Source organism: Streptomyces sp. NPDC088400 (assembly GCF_044753355.1).
In the GTDB taxonomy this organism is placed as follows: Bacteria; Actinomycetota; Actinomycetes; order Streptomycetales; family Streptomycetaceae; genus Streptomyces.
Genome location: NZ_JBIVMZ010000002.1, coordinates 273250 through 293386 on the forward strand (window position 1 = coordinate 273250; position 20137 = coordinate 293386).

A 20137-nucleotide genomic window follows, 5' to 3' on the forward strand; every position below is an offset into this window, starting at 1 on the left:
CTGACACCGGAACGCACTGGCAAGCACACGACACAAGGAGTTCCGCAATGAGTTCCATGAGCCGCAAGAAGCCCGCCGATCCCGAACTCGCGCACAAGCTCAGCAGACGCGGCATGCTCGGTGTCGCCGCCGGGGCCGGCGCAGCCGCCGTCCTCGGCGCCTCGGCGCTCACCCCGGCCGCCGCCCAGGACAAGGGCCACGGCCACGGCCATGGCCACGGACATGGCCACGGTCACGGCAAGGGACAGCCCGTCCTGCCGCCCGGCCGCCTGGGCGTCCAGCTCTACTCGCTGCGCGACAAGGTCTCCACGATCGGCTTCGCCAAGGTCTTCGACGAGCTGGAGCGCTTCGGCTACGACGAGATCGAGTACGCCGGCTACACCCAGGGCACCGCCGGAGCGATCACCCTGCCCCAGCTCAAGAGGCTTGCCAGGGATCACGGTCTGAAGGCCATCGGCAGCCATGTCAACTATTACGACGACAACAACCCCAACGCCTACAGCTTCGCCCAGAACCTCACCAAGGTCCTGGACGACGCCCAGGCACTCGGCCTGGACCATGTGGGGACCGCCTCGGGCCCGTTCCGCTACGGAACCACCGTGGACGCCTGGAAGCGGGCCGCCGCGGACTTCAACACCTATGGCGCCGCCGCCAAACGGCGTGGCATGAAGTTCTACCAGCACAACCACGCGGAGGAGTTCTCCTTCGCCACCGACCGGCCGGACGTCCGCCTCTACGACGTCCTGCTGGCCGAGACCGACCCCGAACTGGTCTATCTGGAGATGGACATCTACTGGGCGTTCGCCGGGCAGTTCCGCTTCAGCAAGACCGTCGAGGGCAAGCCCGCCCCCTTCGACCCGCTGCGCTACGTACTCAAGCAGCCGCACCGCTACCCGCTCTTCCACGTCAAGGACGGCATCGAGGACATCGCCGCCCGGGACGGCTACCGGATGGTCGACGTCGGTGACGGCGACATCGACTACAAGCGCTTCATATCGGCGGTGAACAAGACCCATGGCGGCCGCCGCGACCACCACTGGCAGGTGGAGCACGACCAGCCGGTGGACTCCCTGGCCTTCGCCCGCAAGTCGTCGGCGCACCTGCACTCGCTGCGAGAGAGGCGCTGACGACCTCAGCGCAGCGCATCCCGCACAACACACGACGGCGGCCCTCCGCGCGGCTCATGACAAGCCGCGGGGAGGGCCATCCGTTCGTACGGGTCAGGCTGTGCCAAAGGTCAGGCTCTGGGCCACAGGTCAGGCTGTGGGCCACAGGCCAGGCTCTGAGCCACAGGTCAGGCCGTCACCTCACCGGAATGCGCCGCCCGCCTCCAGGGCGGCGACACCGCGCCGCGCCCGCCCGCCGGATCGCCCGGCCGGCGCAGTACGAGCGAGATCCCCGCCGCGACCAGCGAGACCACACCCGACGCCACATACGCGCCGGCATAGCCCCACGACGCCACCACGACCGCGCCCATCCCGCCGCCGAACAACCCGCTGACCAGCTTCGCGCTGTAGACCATGCCGTAGTTGGAGGCGTTGTTGTTCTCCCCGAAGTAGTCGGGTGTCAACGCCGCGAACAGCGGGTAGAACGCGCCGCCGCCGAAGCCGGACAGGAACGCGAAGACCAGGAACAGCGTCTGGTTGCGCATCTCACCCGCCGTCAGCACACCGAACTGCGCCACGGCCAGCACCAGACAGACATACGTGAGGGTCCGCTGCCGCCCCAGCTTGTCCGACAGCCAGCCGACCACACCGCGCCCGGTGCCGTTGATCACCGACATCACGCCCATCGACGACGCCGCGATGAGCGGGCCGAAGCCCATCTCCTTCGCGAACGGCACCTGGAACGAGATACCGAAGATGGAGACGCCCGCGCAGCACAGCATGCACAGCCACATCAGCGGGACGACTCCAGTCCGTAACGCCTCCTGCGGCGTGTACTGCCGTACCGCCGGAGGGTTCTTGGCGAGAGCGGCCGATGACTTGGTGTCCCCGTCGCGTCCCAGCGGATCCACCTCCTCGGGCCACCAGTTCTTCGGCGGGTCCTTGAAGAACAGCCCCGAGACCAGGGTCAGCACCAGGACGTAGACGCCGACGAGGTCCAGTACGGAGTGGTAGTTGGAGGTGTCGAAGCCGTACGTGAACAGGAAGATGAACGGCACCGCGCCATAGGCGAACGCACCGTTGACGAAGCCGGTCTTGCCGCCCCTGCGCTCCGGGTACCACTTGCCGACCATGTTCACGCAGGTCGAGTAGATCAGTCCGGAGCCGAGCCCGCCGAGCAGCCCGAAGCCGGCCAGCGCGAACCAGATGTCCGGCGCGTGACTGAGACTGACGAACCCCAGCAGAGAGAAGAACGAGCCGATGAGCATGGCCGCCCTGCTGCTCAGGACTCCCTTCTCGCGCAGCCGCCCGGCGGGGAAGGATACGGCCGCCTGGAAGAAGATCCAGACGCTGAGGACCCAGAACGTGTTCGTCGAGGTCCAGTGATGGGCTTTGGAGAGGGTTTCTTCCGCGGCCCCGAAGGCGTACTCGAACACACTGATGGCGAGCATGGCGAGCCAGGGCAGCGCCACCATCGTCCAGCGGGGGAGGCCGAGGATCTGCCGGTCGGACTCGCCGACCCGGTAGATCCGGCCATGGTCGTCGGTGATCTCGCGGTAGTCCGGGCCGGCCGGGGCCGGCTCGGACGTACGAGAAAGGGGTTCCGCTGTCATTTCAGGTGATCTCCCGGCCGATCGGATGGGGGTTGGGCTGGATTTTCTTGATGTCCGGCCGTCCCGGCGCCTTCAGGAACAGGGCCAGTAAGGCGGAGGCGATGCCGACGCTGCCGGCGATGACGAACGCGCCCTCGTAGTCCCAGGCGCCCACCACGACGGCTCCCATACCGGAGCCGACCAGGCCGGAGACGAGTTTGGAGCTGTAGACCATGCCGTAGTTGGAGGCGTTGTTGTTCTCCCCGAAGTAGTCCGCGGTCATCGCCGCGAACAGCGGGAAGATCGCGCCGCCGCCGAAGCCGGAGACCATCGAGCAGAACAGGAAGAACGGCATGCTGCCCATCGAGCCGGATATCAGCACGCCGAACTGCGCGCTGCCCAGGATCAGGCAGACGAAGATCAGTGTGTTGCGGCGGCCGTACCGGTCGGAGATCCAGCCGATGACTCCGCGCCCCGTACCGTTCACGATCGCCTTGAGGGACATCGCGGTGGCCACGATCCCGCCCGTGAATCCCATGTCCTTGCCGAAGGGAACCTGGAACGCGATGCCGAATATGTTGATCCCGGCGGTGCAGAGCAGGCAGAACCACATCATCCACAGCACCGGTGTGCGTGCCGCTTCCCGCGGTGTGTACTGCTTCACCGCCGGTGGGTTCTTCGCCAGCGCACGCCGGACCCGCGGGTCCTGTGATGTCTTGAGCGGGTCGGCGCCCTCGGGCCACCAGTACTTCGGCGGGTCCTTGAAGAACCAGCCGGCACTCGCCACGACGAGGCAGCAGATCACACCGACGAGCACCAGCACGCTCTGGTAGTTGCTCAGGTCCATGTACGAGGTGAAGAGGAAGACGAAGGGCACGGAGCCGTAGGCGAAACCGCCGTTGACGAGGCCGGTCTTGCCGCCCTTGCGCTCCGGGTACCACTTGCCGACCATGTTCACGCAGGTGGCGTAGACGAGTCCGGCGCCGATACCGCTGAACATCCCGAAGCCGAGATACGCCACGATCACATGCGGCGCGTAGGCGAGGGATACATAGCCGAGGAGCGTGCCCAGCGCGCCGAGCAGCATCGCGTAGCGGGCGGGCAGCCTGCCGCTCTCCCGGAGCTGCCCGGCGGGGAAGGCGACGGCCGCCTGGAAGAACACCCAGACGCCCATCAGCCAGAATATGTGCCCGCTGTTCCAGAGATGGGCCTCGTGCAGAGTGTCCTCCGCCGAGGTGAACGCGTACTCCGACGAACTGATGCCGAGCATGCCCATCCAGGGGAAGAGCACCATCGTCCATCGGGGCCGGCCCATGATGTCCCGGTCCTTCTCTCCGATCCGGTACACGCGGCCGTTGCGGTCCGTCACCTCTTTGAAGGGGACGGAACGGTTGAGTTGAGTAGTGGTCATGTGGTCTCGCACCCCTTGCATCGAAAGAACTGGCCAGCGCCCCCTGTCCAAAACCTTCGTGCTCGCGAGAGTGGGTCAGGTCATCAGTTGCCTCCTGAAGTGCTTTCAGGGCAAGGGAATTGACGGAGCGTCACAGAAGTCCCGCAGCCCGCGCCCACTCGTACTTCGCACCGAGCACCGCGACCGGCTTCTCCGTGGTGTACGGGTACGCCACGACACCGTGCTCGAAGAGGTACTGGCACGCCTCCTCGACCTCGACATCGCCCGCGAGCGACGCCACGACCGGCTTCTCGATGCCTTGCGCGCGGAATTCGGCCACGACCCGCGCCGTCAGTTCGGCGAAGACCATGGGCGGGGTGACGATCGTGTGCCAGTAGCCCAGGACCAGCGCGTGGATCCGTGGATCCTCCAGGCCCAGCCTGATCGTCGCCTCGTAGGTGGACGGAGGCTCACCGCCGGTGATGTCCACCGGGTTGCCGGCCGCGCCGAACGGCGGGATGAACGCCCGGAACGACTCGTCCAGATCCGGCGGGATCTCCATCAGCGACAGGCCGTTGTCGACGATGGCGTCCGACAGCAGTACGCCCGAACCGCCCGCGCCCGTGATGATGACTACGTTGTCACCCTGTGGAGTGGGGAGCACGGGCAGCGCCCGCGCGTACTCCAGCATCTCGTTCAGACCCGGCGCCCGGATCACCCCGGCCTGCCGCAGGATGTCGCCGTACACCGCGTCGTCCCCGGCGAGCGCGCCGGTGTGCGAACCGGCCGCCCTGGCGCCGGCCGCCGTACGCCCGGCCTTCAGGACGACCACCGGCTTCTTCGGTACGGTCGCGCGGGCCGCCTCCACAAAGGCCCGGCCGTCCTTCAGATCTTCCAAGTGCATGGCGATGCAACGGGTGTTGGGGTCCTCGCCGAACCAGGTCAGCAGATCGTCCTCGTCCAGGTCCGACTTGTTGCCGAGCCCGACGATGGCCGAGACACCTGTCTTGGTGGTCCTGGCGAAGCCGAGGATCGCCATGCCGATACCACCGGACTGCGAGGTCAGCGCCACACCGCCCTTGACGTCGTACGGGGTGCAGAAGGTGGCGCAGAGGTCCTGCCAGGTGGAGTAGTAGCCGTAGATGTTCGGCCCCAGCAGCCGTACGCCGTACTCCTCGGCGATGGCCACGATCCGTGCCTGGAGCTCGTGTTCGCCGGTCTCCGCGAAACCGGACGGGATCAGCACGGCGTTGGGAATGCCCTTGCGGCCGACCTCCTCCAGCGCGGCGGGCACGAACTTCGCGGGGATCGCGAAGACCGCCACATCGGGCTCGCCCGGAACATCCATCACGCTCTTGTACGCCTTGCGGCCGAGGATGTCATCGGCTTTGGGGTTCACCGGGTGGATGTCGCCGGGGAAACCACCGTCGATCAGGTTCCGCATGACCGAATTACCGATTTTGCCCTGCTCGTTGGAGGCACCGATGACGGTCACCGAACGCGGCTTCATCAGCCGCCGCATCGAGACCAGGATCTCCTCGCGGGTGTACGTACGCCGGGTCGCCGGAACCTCGGTGGTCAGCAGGATCCGTACGTCGGCGGCCATCACCCCGTACTCCGAGGCGAACACCGGGTTGAGGTCGACCTCGGCGATCTCGGGGAAGTCGGCCGCGAGCCGCGACACCTTGACCACCAGCTCGGCGAGCGCGTCCCGGTCGACGGCCGCGCCGCCGCGCACCCCGCGCAGGATCTCCGCCGCGCGGATCGAGTCGAGCATCGACAGCGCGTCGTCCTTGGAGGCAGGGGCCAGCCTGAACGTCACATCCTTGAGGACCTCCACCAGGATGCCGCCCAGGCCGAAGGCCACGATCTTGCCGAAGGTCGGGTCGGTGACCGTACCGATCAGCACCTCGGTGCCGTCCGGCACCATCTGCTGGACCTGGACGCCGAGGATGTGCGCCTTCGGGTCGTACGACGTGGCGTTGGCGACGATCGCGGTGAACGCCTCGCGCACCTCGGCGGCCGACGCCAGAGCGATCTGGACGCCGCCCGCGTCCGTCTTGTGCAGGATCTCGGGCGAGACGATCTTCATCGCGACCGGGAAACCGATCCGGTCGGCGAGCGCCACGGCCTCGTCGGCGCACTCGGCGAGCCCTTCGGCGGGAGTGGGGATGGCGTAGGCGTCGGTGACGGCCTTGCCCTCGGGGCCGGTCAGTGCCGTACGTCCCTCGGCGAGCGCGGCGTCCAGGACGGCGCGCACGGACTGTCGGCGTTGTTCGTCGGGTTCCGTGATGTCGAAAGTCCGATCTGCCGGTTCTGTGATGCCCGTTGCCGGTTCCGTGATGTCTGCGGCCGGTGCTGTGATGCCTGTCGCCGGTTCCGTGACGTCTGCCGCCGGTTCTGTGATGTCCACTGCTAGATGACTCCGTTCGTCTTGAGAACGCGCAGTTCCTCGTCATCCAGGCCCAGTTCGCCGGCGTACACCTCGGTGTTGTGTTCGCCGAGCAGCGGTGAAGTGACTACATCCACGGGGGAGTCGGAGAGTTTCAGCGGGCTGCCGACCGTGGTGAACGAACCGCGCTGGGGGTGGGGGACCTCGACGACCATCTCGTTCGCCGCCAGCGAGGCGTCCTCGATGATCTCCTTGGTCGAGAGGATCGGGCCGCACGGGATGTTGTGGGCGTTGAGCTGCTCCAGCACCTCCCACTTGGGGAGGGTGGCCGTCCACTCCTCGATGAGCTGGAACATCTTGCCCAGCTTGGGCAGCCGCGCCTCCGGCGTCGCCCACTCGGGGTCGTCCGCCAGCTCGGGCCGGCCCATCAGCTCGGTGACCGGCCGCCAGCCCACCGGCTGCACGATCACATACACATAGTCGTTGGGGCCGCCCGGAGCACACTTGACGGCCCAGCCGGGCTGCCCGCCGCCGCTCGCGTTGCCACTGCGCGGCACCTCGTCGCCGAAGTCGTCGTTGGGGTACTCGGCGAGCGGACCATGGGTGAGGCGCTGCTGGTCACGCAGCTTCACCCGGCAGAGATTGAGCACGGCGTGCTGCATCGCCACATTGACCCGCTGGCCACGGCCGGTGTGTTCGCGCTGGTAGAGCGCGGCGAGAATGCCGGCGACGGCGTGGATGCCGGTGCCGGAGTCGCCGATCTGCGCGCCGGTGGCGAGCGGCGGCCCGTCCTCGAAACCGGTCGTGGACATCGAGCCGCCCATGGCCTGCGCGACGACTTCGTACGCCTTGAAGTTGGTGTACGGGCCCTCGCCGAAGCCCTTGATGGAGGCGTAGACGATGCGGGGGTTGATCTCCTGGATGCGCTCCCAGGTGAACCCCATCCGGTCCACGGCCCCGGGGCCGAAGTTCTCCACCATGACGTCGGAGCGGCGGATGAGCTCGGTGAGGATCTCCTTGCCGCGCTCGGTCTTGGTGTTGAGGGTGATGGACCGCTTGTTGCAGTTGAGCATCGTGAAGTACAGCGAGTCCACGTCCGGGAGGTCGCGCAGCTGCTTGCGGGTGATGTCGCCGCTCGGTGCCTCCAGCTTCACCACGTCCGCGCCGAGCCAGCCGAGCAACTGCGTTGCGGAGGGCCCGGACTGAACGTGCGTCATGTCCAGCACCCGTATCCCGGTGAGGGCCTTGGGGGTGTCGCTTCCGTGCGGGGACCGCCGGTTCTCAAGAGCCTGGGTCATGGGAGGGCTCCTTCACTTGTACATGGTCACTTGTACATGGTCTGGTTCATGGTTCCGGGGGCGTACGCGTCGGGGTCGACCCAGACGTTGATCAGCGACGGCAGCCCGGACTCGCGGGCACGCCGGAGCGCGGGCGCGATCTCGGCCGGGTCGCGGACCTCTTCGCCGTAACCGCCCAGCATCTGGGCGAACTTGTCGTAGTAGACGTCGCCGAGGGTGTTGCCGACGCGCTCGCGCTCGTCGCCGTACTTGGCCTTCTGGCCGTAACGGATCTGGTTCATCGAGGAGTTGTTGCCGACGATGCCGACGAACGGCAGGTTGTAGCGCACCAGCGTCTCGAAGTCCCAGCCCGTCAGGGAGAACGCGCCGTCGCCGAAGAGCGCCACCACCTCCTTGTCGGGCCGCGCCTGCTTGGCGGCGAGGACGAAGGGGATGCCGACACCGAGGGTGCCGAGCGGTCCCGGGTCCATCCAGTGGCCGGGCGACTTGGGCTGGACGACCTGGCCGGAGAAGGTGACGATGTCGCCGCCGTCGCCGATGTAGATCGAGTCCTCGGTGAGGAATTCGTTGATCTCGCTGACGAGCCGGTACGGGTGGATGGGGGAGGCATCCGACCTCAGCTGCGGCAACCGCTTCTCGATCGCGGTCTGTTCGGCCGCGCGCAGCTCGTCCAGCCACGCCTTGCGCTTGACCGAACCACCGTTGATACGGCCGCTCGCGGCCTGGGTGACCGACGACAGCACGAGCCCCGCGTCACCGACGATGCCGAGGTCGACGTCCCGGTTCTTGCCGACCGTGCGGTAGTCGAGGTCGATCTGGACGACGGTCGCGTCCGGCGAGAGCCGCTTCCCGTAGCCCATCCGGAAGTCGAAGGGCGTACCGACGATGACGATGAGGTCGGCGTTGGAGAAGGCGTAGCGCCGGGACAGCTGGAAGTGGTGCGGGTCGCCGGGCGCCAGGGTGCCGCGCCCCGCCCCGTTCATGTACGCGGGGATGTTCAGCGTCCGCACCAGCTCGATCGCCGCGTCCGTCCCGCGCGTTGTCCAGACCTGACTGCCGAGCAGGATCGCCGGCTTCTCGGCCTGGACGAGCAGGTCGGCGAGTTTCTCGACGGCCTCGGGATCACCGGCCGAGCGGGTCGAGGCCCGGTAGTGGCCGGCCGCCGGGACCCGGGCTTTCTCCACCGGCACCTTGGCGTCCAGCACGTCGCGCGGGATCTCCAGGAAGGAGGGCCCGGGGGCGCCGTGGTAGCACTCGCGGAAGGCCATCGACACCATGTCGGCCGCGCGCGCCGTGTCCGGCACGGTGGCGGCGAACTTGGTGATCGGGGTCATCATGTCGACATGCGGCAGGTCCTGGAGGGACCCCATCTTGTGCTGGGTATGGGCCCCTTGGCCGCCGATGAGCAGCATGGGGGACTCGGCGCGGAAGGCGTTGGCGACCCCGGTGACGGCGTCCGTCGTGCCGGGGCCCGCGGTCACCACGGCGCAGCCGGGCCTGCCGGTGATACGGGCGTAGCCGTCGGCGGCATGGGCGGCCACCTGCTCATGACGTACGTCGACGACGTCGATGCCTTCGTCGACGCAGCCGTCGTAGATGTCGATGATGTGGCCGCCGCAGAGCGTGTAGATGACCTCGACGCCCTCCGCTTTGAGCGCCTTGGCGACCAGGTGACCACCGGAGATGAGTTCTTGGCTGTCGTCGGGCATGAGGAGGTCCCTGTCCCTTCGTCGGGGAGGACGAGAGCCCTCCCGCATATTGCATACAGGTTCATTGCATACAGTCTACGAATACTGTATGAAACTTGTTATCCCGCATCGAGTGGATGGTGTCCAGGGGGCGTGCGCCACTTTCCGTCAAAAGGGAGCCGGCATGGATCTGTACGAGCACCAGGCAAGGCAACTCTTCGCCGAGCACGGCATCGCGGTGCCGGAGGCCGAGGTCGTGGAGCTGGCCAGGGAGGCACGGTTCGCCGCCGAACGGCTCGGTGGCCGCGTGGTCGTCAAGGCTCAGGTGAAGACCGGAGGCCGGGGAAAGGCGGGCGGAGTGAAACTCGCGGCCGATCCGGCGGCGGCGGAGCTGACCGCACGTCACATGCTGGGCATGGACATCAAGGGGCACACCGTCCGGAAGGTGATGCTCGCCCAACCTGTCGATATCCAGGCCGAGTTCTACGTCTCGTACGTCCTCGACCGTGCGGCCGGGACCTTCCTCGCCATCGCCTCGGCCGAGGGCGGCACGGAGATCGAGGAGGTCGCGGCCACCCGGCCGGAGGCGGTGGCCCGTATCCCCGTCGATCCGGCGAACGGCGTCACCGAGGCGAAGGCCGCCGAGATCACGGCGGCGGCCGGGCTGCCGCCCGCCACCCTGCCCGTACTTCAGGCCCTCTGGCAGGTACTGATCCGCGAGGACGCGCTGCTGGTCGAGGTGAACCCTCTCGTACGCACCACGGAGGGGCTGATTCTCGCCCTCGACGGCAAAGTGACCCTTGACGACAACGCGTCCTTCCGGCGGGGGCGTTGGGACGGCGGCGGAACCGACCCGGCCGCCGATCCACTGGAGGCCGCGGCGGCGGCCAAGGGGCTGAACTACGTGAAGCTCGACGGCGAGGTCGGCATCATCGGCAACGGCGCGGGCCTCGTGATGTCCACCCTCGACGTGGTCGCCGGCTGCGGCGCCCGCCCCGCCAACTTCCTTGACATCGGGGGAGGGGCGTCCGCCCAGGTGATGGCGGACGGGCTGTCCGTCATCCTCTCCGACCCGGCCGTGAAGTCCGTCTTCGTCAATGTCTTCGGCGGGATCACCGCCTGCGACGCGGTCGCCGACGGCATCGTCCGGGCCCTGGAAACCGTGCGGTTGACCAAACCGCTCGTGGTGCGCCTCGACGGCAACAGCGCCGCGCGGGGCCGCGCGATCCTCGCGGAGCGCGCGCATCCGCTCGTGGAGCAGGTCACCACCATGGACGGCGCGGCCCGGCAGGCCGCGGCACTCGCGAACGCCGGATGACCGACCAGGAGTTCGCAGGGAGCGGCTGACTCACCCGGATCGACTGGATCAAGGAGAAGAAGACCATGGCCATTTTCCTGACCAAGGAGAGCAAGGTCCTCGTCCAGGGCATGACCGGCGGCGAGGGCATGAAGCACACCCGGCGGATGCTCGCCGCCGGCACCGATGTCGTCGGCGGCGTCAACCCGCGCAAGGCGGGCCGTACCGTCGACTTCGACGACCGTTCCGTACCCGTCTTCGGTTCGGTGGGGGAGGGCATGGCGGCGACCGGCGCGGACGTCACCGTCCTCTTCGTCCCGCCGCCGTTCGCCAAGACGGCCGTCATCGAGGCCGCGGACGCCGGTGTCGGACTCGCGGTCGTCATCACGGAGGGCATCCCGGTCCATGACGCCGTCGCCTTCCACGCGTACGCCAAGAAGCGGGGCACCCGGATCGTCGGCCCCAACTGCCCGGGGCTGATCAGCCCCGGACAGTCCAACGCGGGCATCATCCCGGCGGACATCGCCGCCAAGCCCGGCCGGATCGGACTCGTCTCCAAATCCGGCACCCTCACCTACCAACTCATGTACGAGCTGCGGGAGATCGGCTTCTCCACGGCGGTCGGCATCGGCGGCGACCCCGTCGTGGGCACCACCCACATCGACTGTCTCGCCGCCTTCGAGGACGACCCGGACACCGAACTCATCGTGCTCATCGGCGAGATCGGCGGCGACGCGGAGGAACGCGCGGCGGCCTACGCGGCCTCGCACGTCACCAAGCCGGTCATCGGCTACATCGCCGGATTCACCGCGCCCGAGGGCAGGACCATGGGGCACGCGGGCGCGATCGTCTCCGGCTCGTCCGGCACGGCGGAGGCCAAGAGGAAGGCCCTGGAGGCGGCCGGCATCGCGGTCGGCTCGACTCCCTCGGAGACGGCGAGGCTGGTACTGGATCACCTCGCGGCGGCAGGCGACCGCACTCATAATTGAGGGGGGTGCATGCCACCACGGGGTGACGCCGTCGAGTACGACGACTCACCGGTAGAACGACTCACCGGCAGTGCGCGAGCCGAGCCATGTACCTCCCGCGCCTCAGAGCGGAGACCTCAATGGCACCCACTCGCACGATGCTGAAACCCGGCACGGCCTGGTCCGACGCCTGGCAGCGCAGCCTCGCCGTCGCGCCCGAGGCCTTCCGCGACGACCGTGTGCTCAACCACTGGGCCGCGTCCTGGCGGTCCGACGGCCGGTCCCTGTCCGCCACCAGCCCGGTCGACGGCACCCCCGTCGCGGGCCCGCCACGCCTCGACGCCGCCACCGCCCAGCAGGCGGTACGCGCCGGCCTGGACGCCCACCGCGACTGGCGGCACATCCCGCTGCCGGAGCGTAAAGCCCGCGTCGGGGCCACCCTCGACGCGCTCTCCGAACACCGCGACCTGCTCGCCCTCCTCCTCGTCTGGGAGATCGGAAAGCCGTGGCGGCTCGCCCGCGCCGACGTCGACCGTGCGATCGACGGCGTGCGCTGGTACATCGTCGGCATCGAACCGATGCTGGAAGGCCGGAGCCCGCTGCCCGGCCCGGTCTCCAACATCGCCAGCTGGAACTACCCCATGTCGGTCCTGGTCCACGCCATGCTCGTGCAGGCCCTGGCAGGCAACGCGGTGATCGCCAAGGCCCCGACCGACGGCGGAGTGGCCTGCCTGACCCTGGCCTGCGCGCTCGCCGCCCGCGAGGGCATCCCCGTGACACTCGTCAGCGGCAGCGGCGGCGATCTCTCCGAGGCGCTCGTCCGCTCGCCGGAGATCGGCTGCGTCTCCTTCGTCGGCGGCCGGGACACCGGCGCGAGGATCGCCACGGCAGTCGCTGACCTGGGTAAACGCCATATCCTTGAACAGGAGGGCCTCAATACCTGGGGCATCTGGAACTACAGCGACTGGCCCGCCCTGACCGCCGTCATCCCCAAGCTGTTCGACTACGGCAAACAGCGGTGCACGGCGTACCCGCGCTTCGTCGTCCAGCGCTCGCTCTTCGCCGACTTCCTCGCCGCGTACCTGCCCGCCGTACGCTCCCTGCGCATCGGCCACCCCCTCGCGGTCGAGCACCCCGACGATCCCTTCCCGGAACTGGACTTCGGTCCGCTCATCAACGCGGCGAAGGCCAAGGAGCTGGAGGACCAGGTTTCCGAGGCGATCGGCCGCGGGGCCGTCCCGCTCCACCGGGGAGCGCTCGACGACGCCGCCTTCCTCCCGGACCAGGACACGAGTGCCTATGTCCCGCCCGTAACCCTGCTGAACCCGCCCCCGTCCTCCCCGCTCCACTACGCGGAACCCTTCGGCCCGGTCGACACGATCGTCCTGGTCGATACGGAGGCGGAGCTGCTGGCCGCGATGAACGCCTCGAACGGCGCCCTCGTCGCGACCCTCTCCACTGACGACCCGGATACCTACGACCGGCTCTCACCTCAGATCCGCGCGTTCAAGACCGGTCACGGAAAGCCGCGTTCGCGCGGTGACCGCGACGAACTCTTCGGCGGCTTCGGCCACTCCTGGCGAGGCGCCTTCGTCGGCGGCGAGCTTCTCGTACGAGCGGTGACGGACGGCCCGCCGGGGGAGCGCCCGCCGGGCAACTTCCCGGACTACCACCTGATGCCGTAGGTCGTGCCCGATGCTGTAGGCAGTGCGGAGGGCGCCTTTATGCTGGGTGCGTGACACCCAGAGCTGACCGGAGTACCGCGCTGCGAGCGGACGCTGCCCGCAACCGCGCCCGGGTGCTGCGCATCGCCCGTGAGCAGATCGCCGCCGGTGACGAGTCGCTCCAGCTGAACGCCATCGCCCGGCTCGCGGGACTGGGTATCGGGACCGTGTACCGCCATTTCCCCAACCGGCACGCGCTGGTGGAAGCGCTGTCGGCGGAACGGTTCCGGGAGCTTGTCGGGGAGGCACAGGCGGCCTCGGTCGAAGAGGACGCCCTCACGGGCCTGCATGGCCTGCTGCGGTTCGCACTTGAGCGGGCGTTGGACGATCCCGGCTTCGCGGCCGTACTGGAATCATCCACGGACGCCGCGGAGCAGACCTCGGAGTTGAAGTCCGAACTGGACAGCGCCGTAGGGGAGTTGCTCGGGCGCGCCCGCCACGCCGGCGTGATCAGGAGCGACGTCGAGGCCGACGACGTACGCAGACTGCTCTGCGGCATCCAGCACGCTGTGCGCTCGGGGGACGGCGACGCGGCGCGCGCCGAGGTGTACCTCGACATCCTCCTCCAGGGCCTGCGTCCCCCGGTCTGAGGGTCGCTTCGGCGGCGCCGTCGCACAACATCACCCGTAAGTGGATAGCTATCCGGTTGTGTTAGTGTGCTGTCCGACGAGAAGCGGATAGTTATCCGTTTATGGGGGATGAAGGGCGGGGTCATGGAAATGCGGGCTGTGGTGACAGCGGGGACCGGAGGTATCGGCCTGGAGACGGCGCTGGGTCTGGCCACGGCCGGCTATGCCGTCACGGTGGTCGGCCGCAATGCCGAGCGCGGCGCGGCGGCCGTCGAACGGATCGCCGCCGTGGCCACCGCGGGGAACCCGGTCTTCGTACAGGCCGACCTCGCCTCACTCGGCGAGACCCGGGCGCTGGCCGCACGACTGGCGGCGGCGGGGCCGCTCACCGTCCTCGTGAACAACGTCGGCGCGATGTACGCGGAGCGGCAGCGGACCGTCGACGGCATCGAAGCGACGTTCGCCGTCAACCACCTCTCGCCGTACCTGCTCGCCGAGTTGCTCCTGGAGACGCTCCGGGGAACGGGTCGGAGCCGGATCGTGAACGTGAGCTCCAGCGCTGTCCGGGCCGCCAAGCGCACCTTCGACGCCGTTGAGCCGCCGGGCGGCTACTACGGCTTCCACTGGTACGGCCGCGCCAAACTCGCCAACCTCGCCTACACGTTCCACCTGGCGGAGCGGCTCCGTGGCACCGGAATCTCCGTCTTCGCGGCCGACCCCGGCGGCGCCGCGACCGCGATGACCGACGGGACCATGCGCTCGCCCACGATCGTCTCGCCAGGGCTGCGCCTGCTGTGGCCGCTCGTCCGCCGCACCTTCGAACGCGCCACATCCGGTCCCGCCGAGATGGCCGCCCGGCCTTCCCTCTTCGCGGCGACCGAGACCTCACTCGACGGGAAGACCGGCCTGCTCATCGGCCCCGACGTCCGCCCCGCAACGCCCTCACGCCGGAGCACCAGCCCGCAAGTGGTGCGCGATGTCCTCGCGCTCAGCCGCCAGTGGGCCCCACTCACGACGACGTGAGCGCACTCGGAGGGAACCGGTGCTGCCCGGATCCATCCGTTTGCCGCCATCGTCCGCACGCTGCGTGACGACCTGTGTGCGAGACGTCGACGCGGGTCGGAGGGCGGTCCGCGGGGGGCGTCGAAGGCTTTGTCTGCGGACCGCTGACCACCGGATATGCGGGTGAAGGCAGCTCTGATCCCCTGGTATTGTTGTTTCTGTCGCCGCGAGCACAGCACCGCGGTTCGACCACTCGTCCGGGTGGCGGAATGGCAGACGCGCTAGCTTGAGGTGCTAGTGCCCTTTATCGGGCGTGGGGGTTCAAGTCCCCCCTCGGACACCAGCTAGGACCCCTGTTCATCAGGGGTTTTCTGCATTTCTAGGCTGTGGCGTGCCCAACCACGTGCCCAGCCACGTGACCAACAGCCCAGCGAATCCCCTGTCAGGCCAGGGAAGACAGGCCGAGACGGCCCGCATCGGAGGCGGCGAATTCCGCGCAGCCGCGACATGAGAACCGCAGGGCATCGAGGTACGACTCAGTCGCCGGTGGCCCGTCCTGCTGGGCCTGAGGGGTACCTGGCGCGCACGTGTGTGCCTTGCGTCATGCGAACGAGCGGTTCTTCGGGGGCGCGCGATGCGCATCATGAGGGTGAGCCAACTGCCCACGCCAAAAGGGGACCCCATGCGTGTACTGCTCACTGCCCTGGTCTCCGGGGTCGCCTCGGCCACGCTGCTGCTCGGCGTCGTTTCTCCTGCCGGCGCGGACACTTCCGCTCGGGGGTGGAAGGCGCACATGCAGTGCACGAAGTGGCGCATCTCCGACTCCACCGCACACGGGTTCGTACAGGCCCACGGCATCGGGCTCACGCAGAATCAGGCGTGGACCGCAGCCCAGAAGGACGCGAACAGGCAGATGCCTCGTGGCTACCGGGCCAAGCACTGCACGAAGAAGAGCATCAAGAAGCTGAGGTAGCCGATGAAGGCCAGGAAGTTGATCTTCGGGCTGTACGCGGACAGGTCGGGGTTGAACTGGGTGGAGGACATCATCCGCTCGGCGGCATGTGAGCGCGGGGTGTGTGTGCAGCGGACGGAGGTGTGCTCCTACCCGGATGCGGATATCCCGGACTACGGCTTCCTGGGAGATCAATGGCGGGACGAGCACCCGGGTAAGAGGCCAGGGGACAGGCGGCCCGTCGAACTGCGGGCCACCGTCCCCTGCTCCCTCCGTGTGTGGCGAGCGCTGCGTAAGGAAGTGCTCAGGCGGATGTGCCCGGAGGGGAACCATCCGCACACGTGCGAGGTGCCCTGGATGGCGATGTGACGGAGGCCCTCGGGGTGCCGCGACATGAGGGCCGAACGGGTGGCCGATGAAGAGCGGTTCCAGGCGTGCGGAGGCACGGTGAGGCCAGTTCGGGGTGCGAGTGCTCCGGCGTCTGGTGCGCAGCAGTTCGGTCGCGGCTACGCCGACTCTGCGCCCTGGACGAACTACGCGCGCTCCAGGACAATCGTCGCTCGATTCCCCTCACCGTCAGACACCAACCGGAGAGGGCCCATGGCAGCCGCCTCACGGATGTCATCGACTCCTTCGACACCCGCTCCGCGGCGAGCGCTACCAGAACCCAGGTGCACCGCGCGCCTTTGAAGGACGACCCCGTAGCGATGAAGGTGGTCAAACGCGCGCTCTGTACGCGACACGACGTCCCTCTGGTCTTCGACGAGGTAGCCCCCGGCTTCCGCGTCGCCTACGGAGGTGTGCAGCCCCTCATGCGGACGCGTGGTGTGTATCTGCCGGAGCTCCACTCCTTCCCGCTCTCGGCCGTCCGCACAGACAGGGGACATCGCGTTCGCCCTGGAAGCCTTTGACCGCTCATTCGGCGAAATGCGGCAGACGGACCCCTTCACCAGCTGACACACCCCCCAAGCTCGGGAGATCTCGATGACCAACGACCCGTCCGCGCACCACACCGTCCCGTCGTCACTGAACGTCGGCCCGCTCCACGACGAACAAACCGAGACCGCGGACGGCACGGCCGTCGACGGAAACATTCATCTCGGCTACTGGGACAGCGCCACGGACGACCGCTCCCTCAACCAAGCCACCGACCGGCTCACCGACCTGGTGGCGGGGCGGCTGGCCGCCGTACCCGGCCGGCGCCTGCTGGACGTCGGCTGCGGAACCGGACGGCCGGCCCTGCGTATCGCCCGGGCCACCGGCGCCCATGTGTCGGGAATCTCGGTCAGCAACGAGGACATCGACCTCGCCCGAACCCGGGCGGACGCCGTCGGGCTCGCCGACCGGGTGGACTTCCGATACGCGGACGCCCGGGCACTGCCCTTCGAAGCCGCGTCCTTCGACGGTGCCTGGGCGATTGAGTCCATGATGCACATCAGCGACCGGACCACCGCCCTCACCGAGATCGCCCGGACCCTGCGACCCGGTAGCCCGCTGGTCATCACCGATGTGCTGCTCCGGTCGCCGGTGACCGGGGATGCCGCGGAGTCAGTCCGCCAGACGTGCCGGGCGTTCCAGTCCCCCTCGTTTCCCGAACCGGCGGAGCTCCGCACGGCCCTCGACCGCGCCGGTCTGGAGGTGGTGGAGTTCAACGACATCGGAGAGCACGTCCGGCGCACCTACCAGGCGTTCGCCGATGCCTTCGCCGATATCGCGCCCTCCGCCGATGACCCTCATTACGAGTTCTTCAACTCCACCCGCTCCCTCCCCCGGTTCGGTGCGCTCCCGCAGGTCGGTTACGTCTTCCTGGTCGCCCGCCGCCTGTGAACGAAGGACCCGCCGCCCGCCCCGGGGATCAGAAGTGGCACCGGGGCCCCGCGGGCAGGCGTCGTCCCACTGGGAACGGCGGCAGCGGCCGTGAGTACGTGAGTACAGGTCACCGTGTCCGTGTAGCCGACGGGCAGCGCCACCGGGTCTCGACGAGTGGCAAATCTGGCCAACATGTTCCACCGCGAAATGTCCAACGGTGGCAAAAAAAGAATGATCACCTAGGCGAAATGCAATGAGGAAACGCCTCACCCACCGAGTGGACGGACCTAGGCAATAGCGGCATGCCGTTTGGTGCAGACCGGCGGAACTCCTATGCCCGACTGGATGTGCAATACCTGCCGGGTCACTCCTTAATTATATGACTTAATGTCGTGTCAAGGAGAAATTGAGGCGTCCGAAGCCTTGCGTGACCCCATGCGCAGCACGGGGTTCCAGGTATTATTCAGGACGGAAAATCAGGCCCGGTAACAAGCGCGAGTCGGCGAAAAATTCTGACTGCTCGAATTTTTCTTCGGACTGTTCGACTCCTTTTCTATTCTACACGGTACATGGCGTACGCGAAATCTCATGTGCAGGTGAAACGAGGGAAGAATGGTCAGATCGTTCCGCGAAAGAAGGCGCGTGGCTGTAGGCGCGAGGCCGACGTGACGGAGGCGAACGAACCCCGACGTGTGGTGGGCGCGCTGATCCGCGACCCGTACGACCGGATCTTCGTCCAGCGCCGTTCGGCCGGCCGACGCCTCTTCCCCGGGTGCTGGGACGTCGTCGGTGGAGCGGTGGAGGAGGGGGAGTCCCTCCTGGACGCGCTCCACAGGGAGATCGCGGAGGAGACCGGGTGGCGGCTGCGCCGCGTTCTTGCCCGGGTGGCGCACGAGGAGTGGTCGGCGGACGGACTGCGGCATGTCGAGTCGGACTACGTCGTCGAGGTGGACGGGGACCTCTCCTCGCCCGAACTCGAACGGGACAAGCACACCGAGTTCGCCTGGATCACGGCCGAGGAGGTCTCGTTGCTCGACGAGAACTCACAGGGCGGAAGCACCTTCATCAAGGACGTTGTGACCGCAGCACACACCTGGCTCGCAGATGCTTCCGGGAAAAGCCGAAGAGTTCCCTGAATCCCCTGCGACCAAGAGTCCGATCGCCGATCTCCACGGTCCTTTCCTGGCTGCCCGCGTCATCCTCAGATCATCTGCGAGGGGGATATTCCGTATGTCCGGTGACAGGTTGAAGAACGCGCGTCCGCGACCGCGAGTACTGGTGGTCGGATTTGCTGGGCATCAAGGAAAGGAGTATCTGCCGATCGTGCGGGAGAATGCAGATGTCGTCGGCGGCGTCGACCCCGCCCCGGCGGCCTCATCACTCGCCGACGAGTGCGGATTCCCGCATTACGACGTCCTCGGTGAGGCACTCGAAAGGATTGACTTCGATGTCGCTGTGGTCACCGTGCCGCACAGTGAACACTTCCCGGTCTGTACGAAACTCCTGGTGCACGGCAGGCACGTCATCAAGGAAAAGCCGTTCGCCGTCACCGAGCAGGAAGCCCGGCAACTGATACACCTGGCGCAACGGGCCGACCGCAGCGTCTTCACTCTGCTCCAACGGAACTTCAACCCCGTTTTCCAGTTCGCCCAGGAGAACCTCGCCCGGATCGGGCAGCCCTACTGGTTCTCCTACGACTACCACTTGAACCTGGCCCATCCGACCACGGGTTGGCGCGCCTCCAGGGAGCAGGCGATGGGCGGGGTGCTCCTCGACATGGGCTACCACCTCGTCGATGTACTCAGCGGAATGTTCCCCGCACCCGAACCCCCTCGGGTGCACTCCGCCTTCGTGCACCGCTACCAGGAGATGCGGGACCGCCGACTTGAGGATCTCGTCAGCCTCATGTGCAGCTATCCCGCAACGCGACTGGCGGGCTCGCTGCGCATCTCACGCCACAACTACGAGAAGGTCGAACACCTCTGCGTGCTCGGTACGGAGGGCGCGTTGAACGTCGCCCCCGGGGCCGCCGTCCTGCATTCCGTCGGAGGGCTGCCGCTGGAGAGCTTCACCTGGGAAGACACCCAGACCGACGCCGTGCGTTCCATGATCGCCCACCATCTGGGCCAGCTGGACAACCGCTACTACCGGCAGGACCACCTCCAGCGTCAACTCCTCTCCGTACGCACGATCGACGGGATCTACCGGGACCGGTTGCGCGAGCACAACGAGCTCGCCGACCGGTGCGCCTGACCCCACCCTCCAAGGCCCCCGGAAAGGAAACGTGACGTCGGGGACCCGCGAGGAACTCGCCCTGTGCCTCGGCGCCCGTATCACCCAGCAGCGATGA

General features: G+C 67.7%; 16 protein-coding genes and 1 tRNA gene. 12 read left to right on the plus strand and 5 right to left on the minus strand.

The genetic code is table 11. The annotated features are described in order from the left end of the window. Positions 1-56: 56 nt before the first annotated feature. Positions 57-1127: a sugar phosphate isomerase/epimerase family protein gene (locus tag ACIQD6_RS06170; RefSeq protein ID WP_401879534.1), complete on the plus strand. Its 1071-nt coding sequence runs from the start codon at positions 57-59 to the stop codon at positions 1125-1127. Between the two features lie 167 nt (positions 1128-1294). On the opposite strand, the gene ACIQD6_RS06175 is transcribed toward ACIQD6_RS06170, so the two are convergent. From ACIQD6_RS06175 to ACIQD6_RS06195, 5 genes are all read right to left on the minus strand, one after another. Continuing rightward, entirely contained in the window at positions 1295-2719 is a 1425-nt protein-coding gene (locus ACIQD6_RS06175; RefSeq protein WP_401878681.1) for an OFA family MFS transporter, read from the minus strand. Between the two features lies 1 nt (position 2720). Next, positions 2721-4109 (minus strand): OFA family MFS transporter, encoded by a 1389-nt coding sequence (locus ACIQD6_RS06180; protein WP_401878684.1) that lies wholly within the window; start codon positions 4107-4109, stop codon positions 2721-2723. A gap of 130 nt (positions 4110-4239) precedes the next feature. Beyond that, positions 4240-6381, minus strand: a complete 2142-nt coding sequence (locus ACIQD6_RS06185) for an acetate--CoA ligase family protein (protein ID WP_401879537.1) — start codon at positions 6379-6381, stop codon at positions 4240-4242. A 122-nt stretch (positions 6382-6503) separates the two neighbouring features. Further along, positions 6504-7778 (minus strand): formyl-CoA transferase, encoded by a 1275-nt coding sequence (gene frc, locus ACIQD6_RS06190; RefSeq protein ID WP_401878686.1) that lies wholly within the window; start codon positions 7776-7778, stop codon positions 6504-6506. 26 nt (positions 7779-7804) lie between these two features. Further along, complete coding sequence (locus tag ACIQD6_RS06195; protein WP_401878688.1) at positions 7805-9487, minus strand: thiamine pyrophosphate-binding protein; 1683 nt, start codon at positions 9485-9487, stop codon at positions 7805-7807. A gap of 163 nt (positions 9488-9650) precedes the next feature. Here ACIQD6_RS06195 and sucC point away from each other — a divergent pair, with 163 nt between their 5' ends. The 11 genes from sucC to ACIQD6_RS06250 all read left to right on the plus strand — a co-directional run bounded on the left by sucC (position 9651) and on the right by ACIQD6_RS06250 (position 20040). Continuing rightward, positions 9651-10784: an ADP-forming succinate--CoA ligase subunit beta gene (sucC, locus tag ACIQD6_RS06200; protein ID WP_401878691.1), complete on the plus strand. Its 1134-nt coding sequence runs from the start codon at positions 9651-9653 to the stop codon at positions 10782-10784. A gap of 65 nt (positions 10785-10849) precedes the next feature. Continuing rightward, the gene (sucD, locus tag ACIQD6_RS06205; protein WP_401878693.1) at positions 10850-11752 is read left to right on the plus strand and encodes a succinate--CoA ligase subunit alpha; all 903 of its coding nucleotides are present in this window, start codon (positions 10850-10852) and stop codon (positions 11750-11752) included. Between the two features lie 119 nt (positions 11753-11871). Continuing rightward, positions 11872-13416 carry an aldehyde dehydrogenase family protein gene (locus ACIQD6_RS06210; RefSeq protein ID WP_401878696.1) on the plus strand — a complete coding sequence of 515 codons (1545 nt, stop codon included), beginning with the start codon at positions 11872-11874 and terminating at the stop codon, positions 13414-13416. A 50-nt stretch (positions 13417-13466) separates the two neighbouring features. After that, positions 13467-14045, plus strand: coding sequence for a TetR/AcrR family transcriptional regulator (locus ACIQD6_RS06215; RefSeq protein ID WP_401878699.1), 579 nt, complete (start codon positions 13467-13469; stop codon positions 14043-14045). 123 nt (positions 14046-14168) lie between these two features. After that, positions 14169-15047: an SDR family NAD(P)-dependent oxidoreductase gene (locus tag ACIQD6_RS06220; protein ID WP_401878702.1), complete on the plus strand. Its 879-nt coding sequence runs from the start codon at positions 14169-14171 to the stop codon at positions 15045-15047. A 234-nt stretch (positions 15048-15281) separates the two neighbouring features. After that, a tRNA-Leu gene (locus tag ACIQD6_RS06225) sits at positions 15282-15369 on the plus strand. Positions 15370-15708: 339 nt separating this feature from the next. Next, complete coding sequence (locus ACIQD6_RS06230) at positions 15709-15999, plus strand: hypothetical protein (protein ID WP_401878705.1); 291 nt, start codon at positions 15709-15711, stop codon at positions 15997-15999. Positions 16000-16002: 3 nt separating this feature from the next. After that, positions 16003-16347 carry a hypothetical protein gene (locus ACIQD6_RS06235; RefSeq protein WP_401878707.1) on the plus strand — a complete coding sequence of 115 codons (345 nt, stop codon included), beginning with the start codon at positions 16003-16005 and terminating at the stop codon, positions 16345-16347. 615 nt (positions 16348-16962) lie between these two features. Then, positions 16963-17805 carry an SAM-dependent methyltransferase gene (locus ACIQD6_RS06240; protein ID WP_401878709.1) on the plus strand — a complete coding sequence of 281 codons (843 nt, stop codon included), beginning with the start codon at positions 16963-16965 and terminating at the stop codon, positions 17803-17805. A gap of 647 nt (positions 17806-18452) precedes the next feature. Then, a complete protein-coding gene (locus ACIQD6_RS06245; protein ID WP_401878712.1) occupies positions 18453-18923 on the plus strand; it encodes an NUDIX hydrolase in 471 nt (156 codons plus the stop codon). A gap of 94 nt (positions 18924-19017) precedes the next feature. Then, entirely contained in the window at positions 19018-20040 is a 1023-nt protein-coding gene (locus tag ACIQD6_RS06250) for a Gfo/Idh/MocA family protein (protein WP_401878715.1), read from the plus strand. Positions 20041-20137 lie beyond the last annotated feature (97 nt).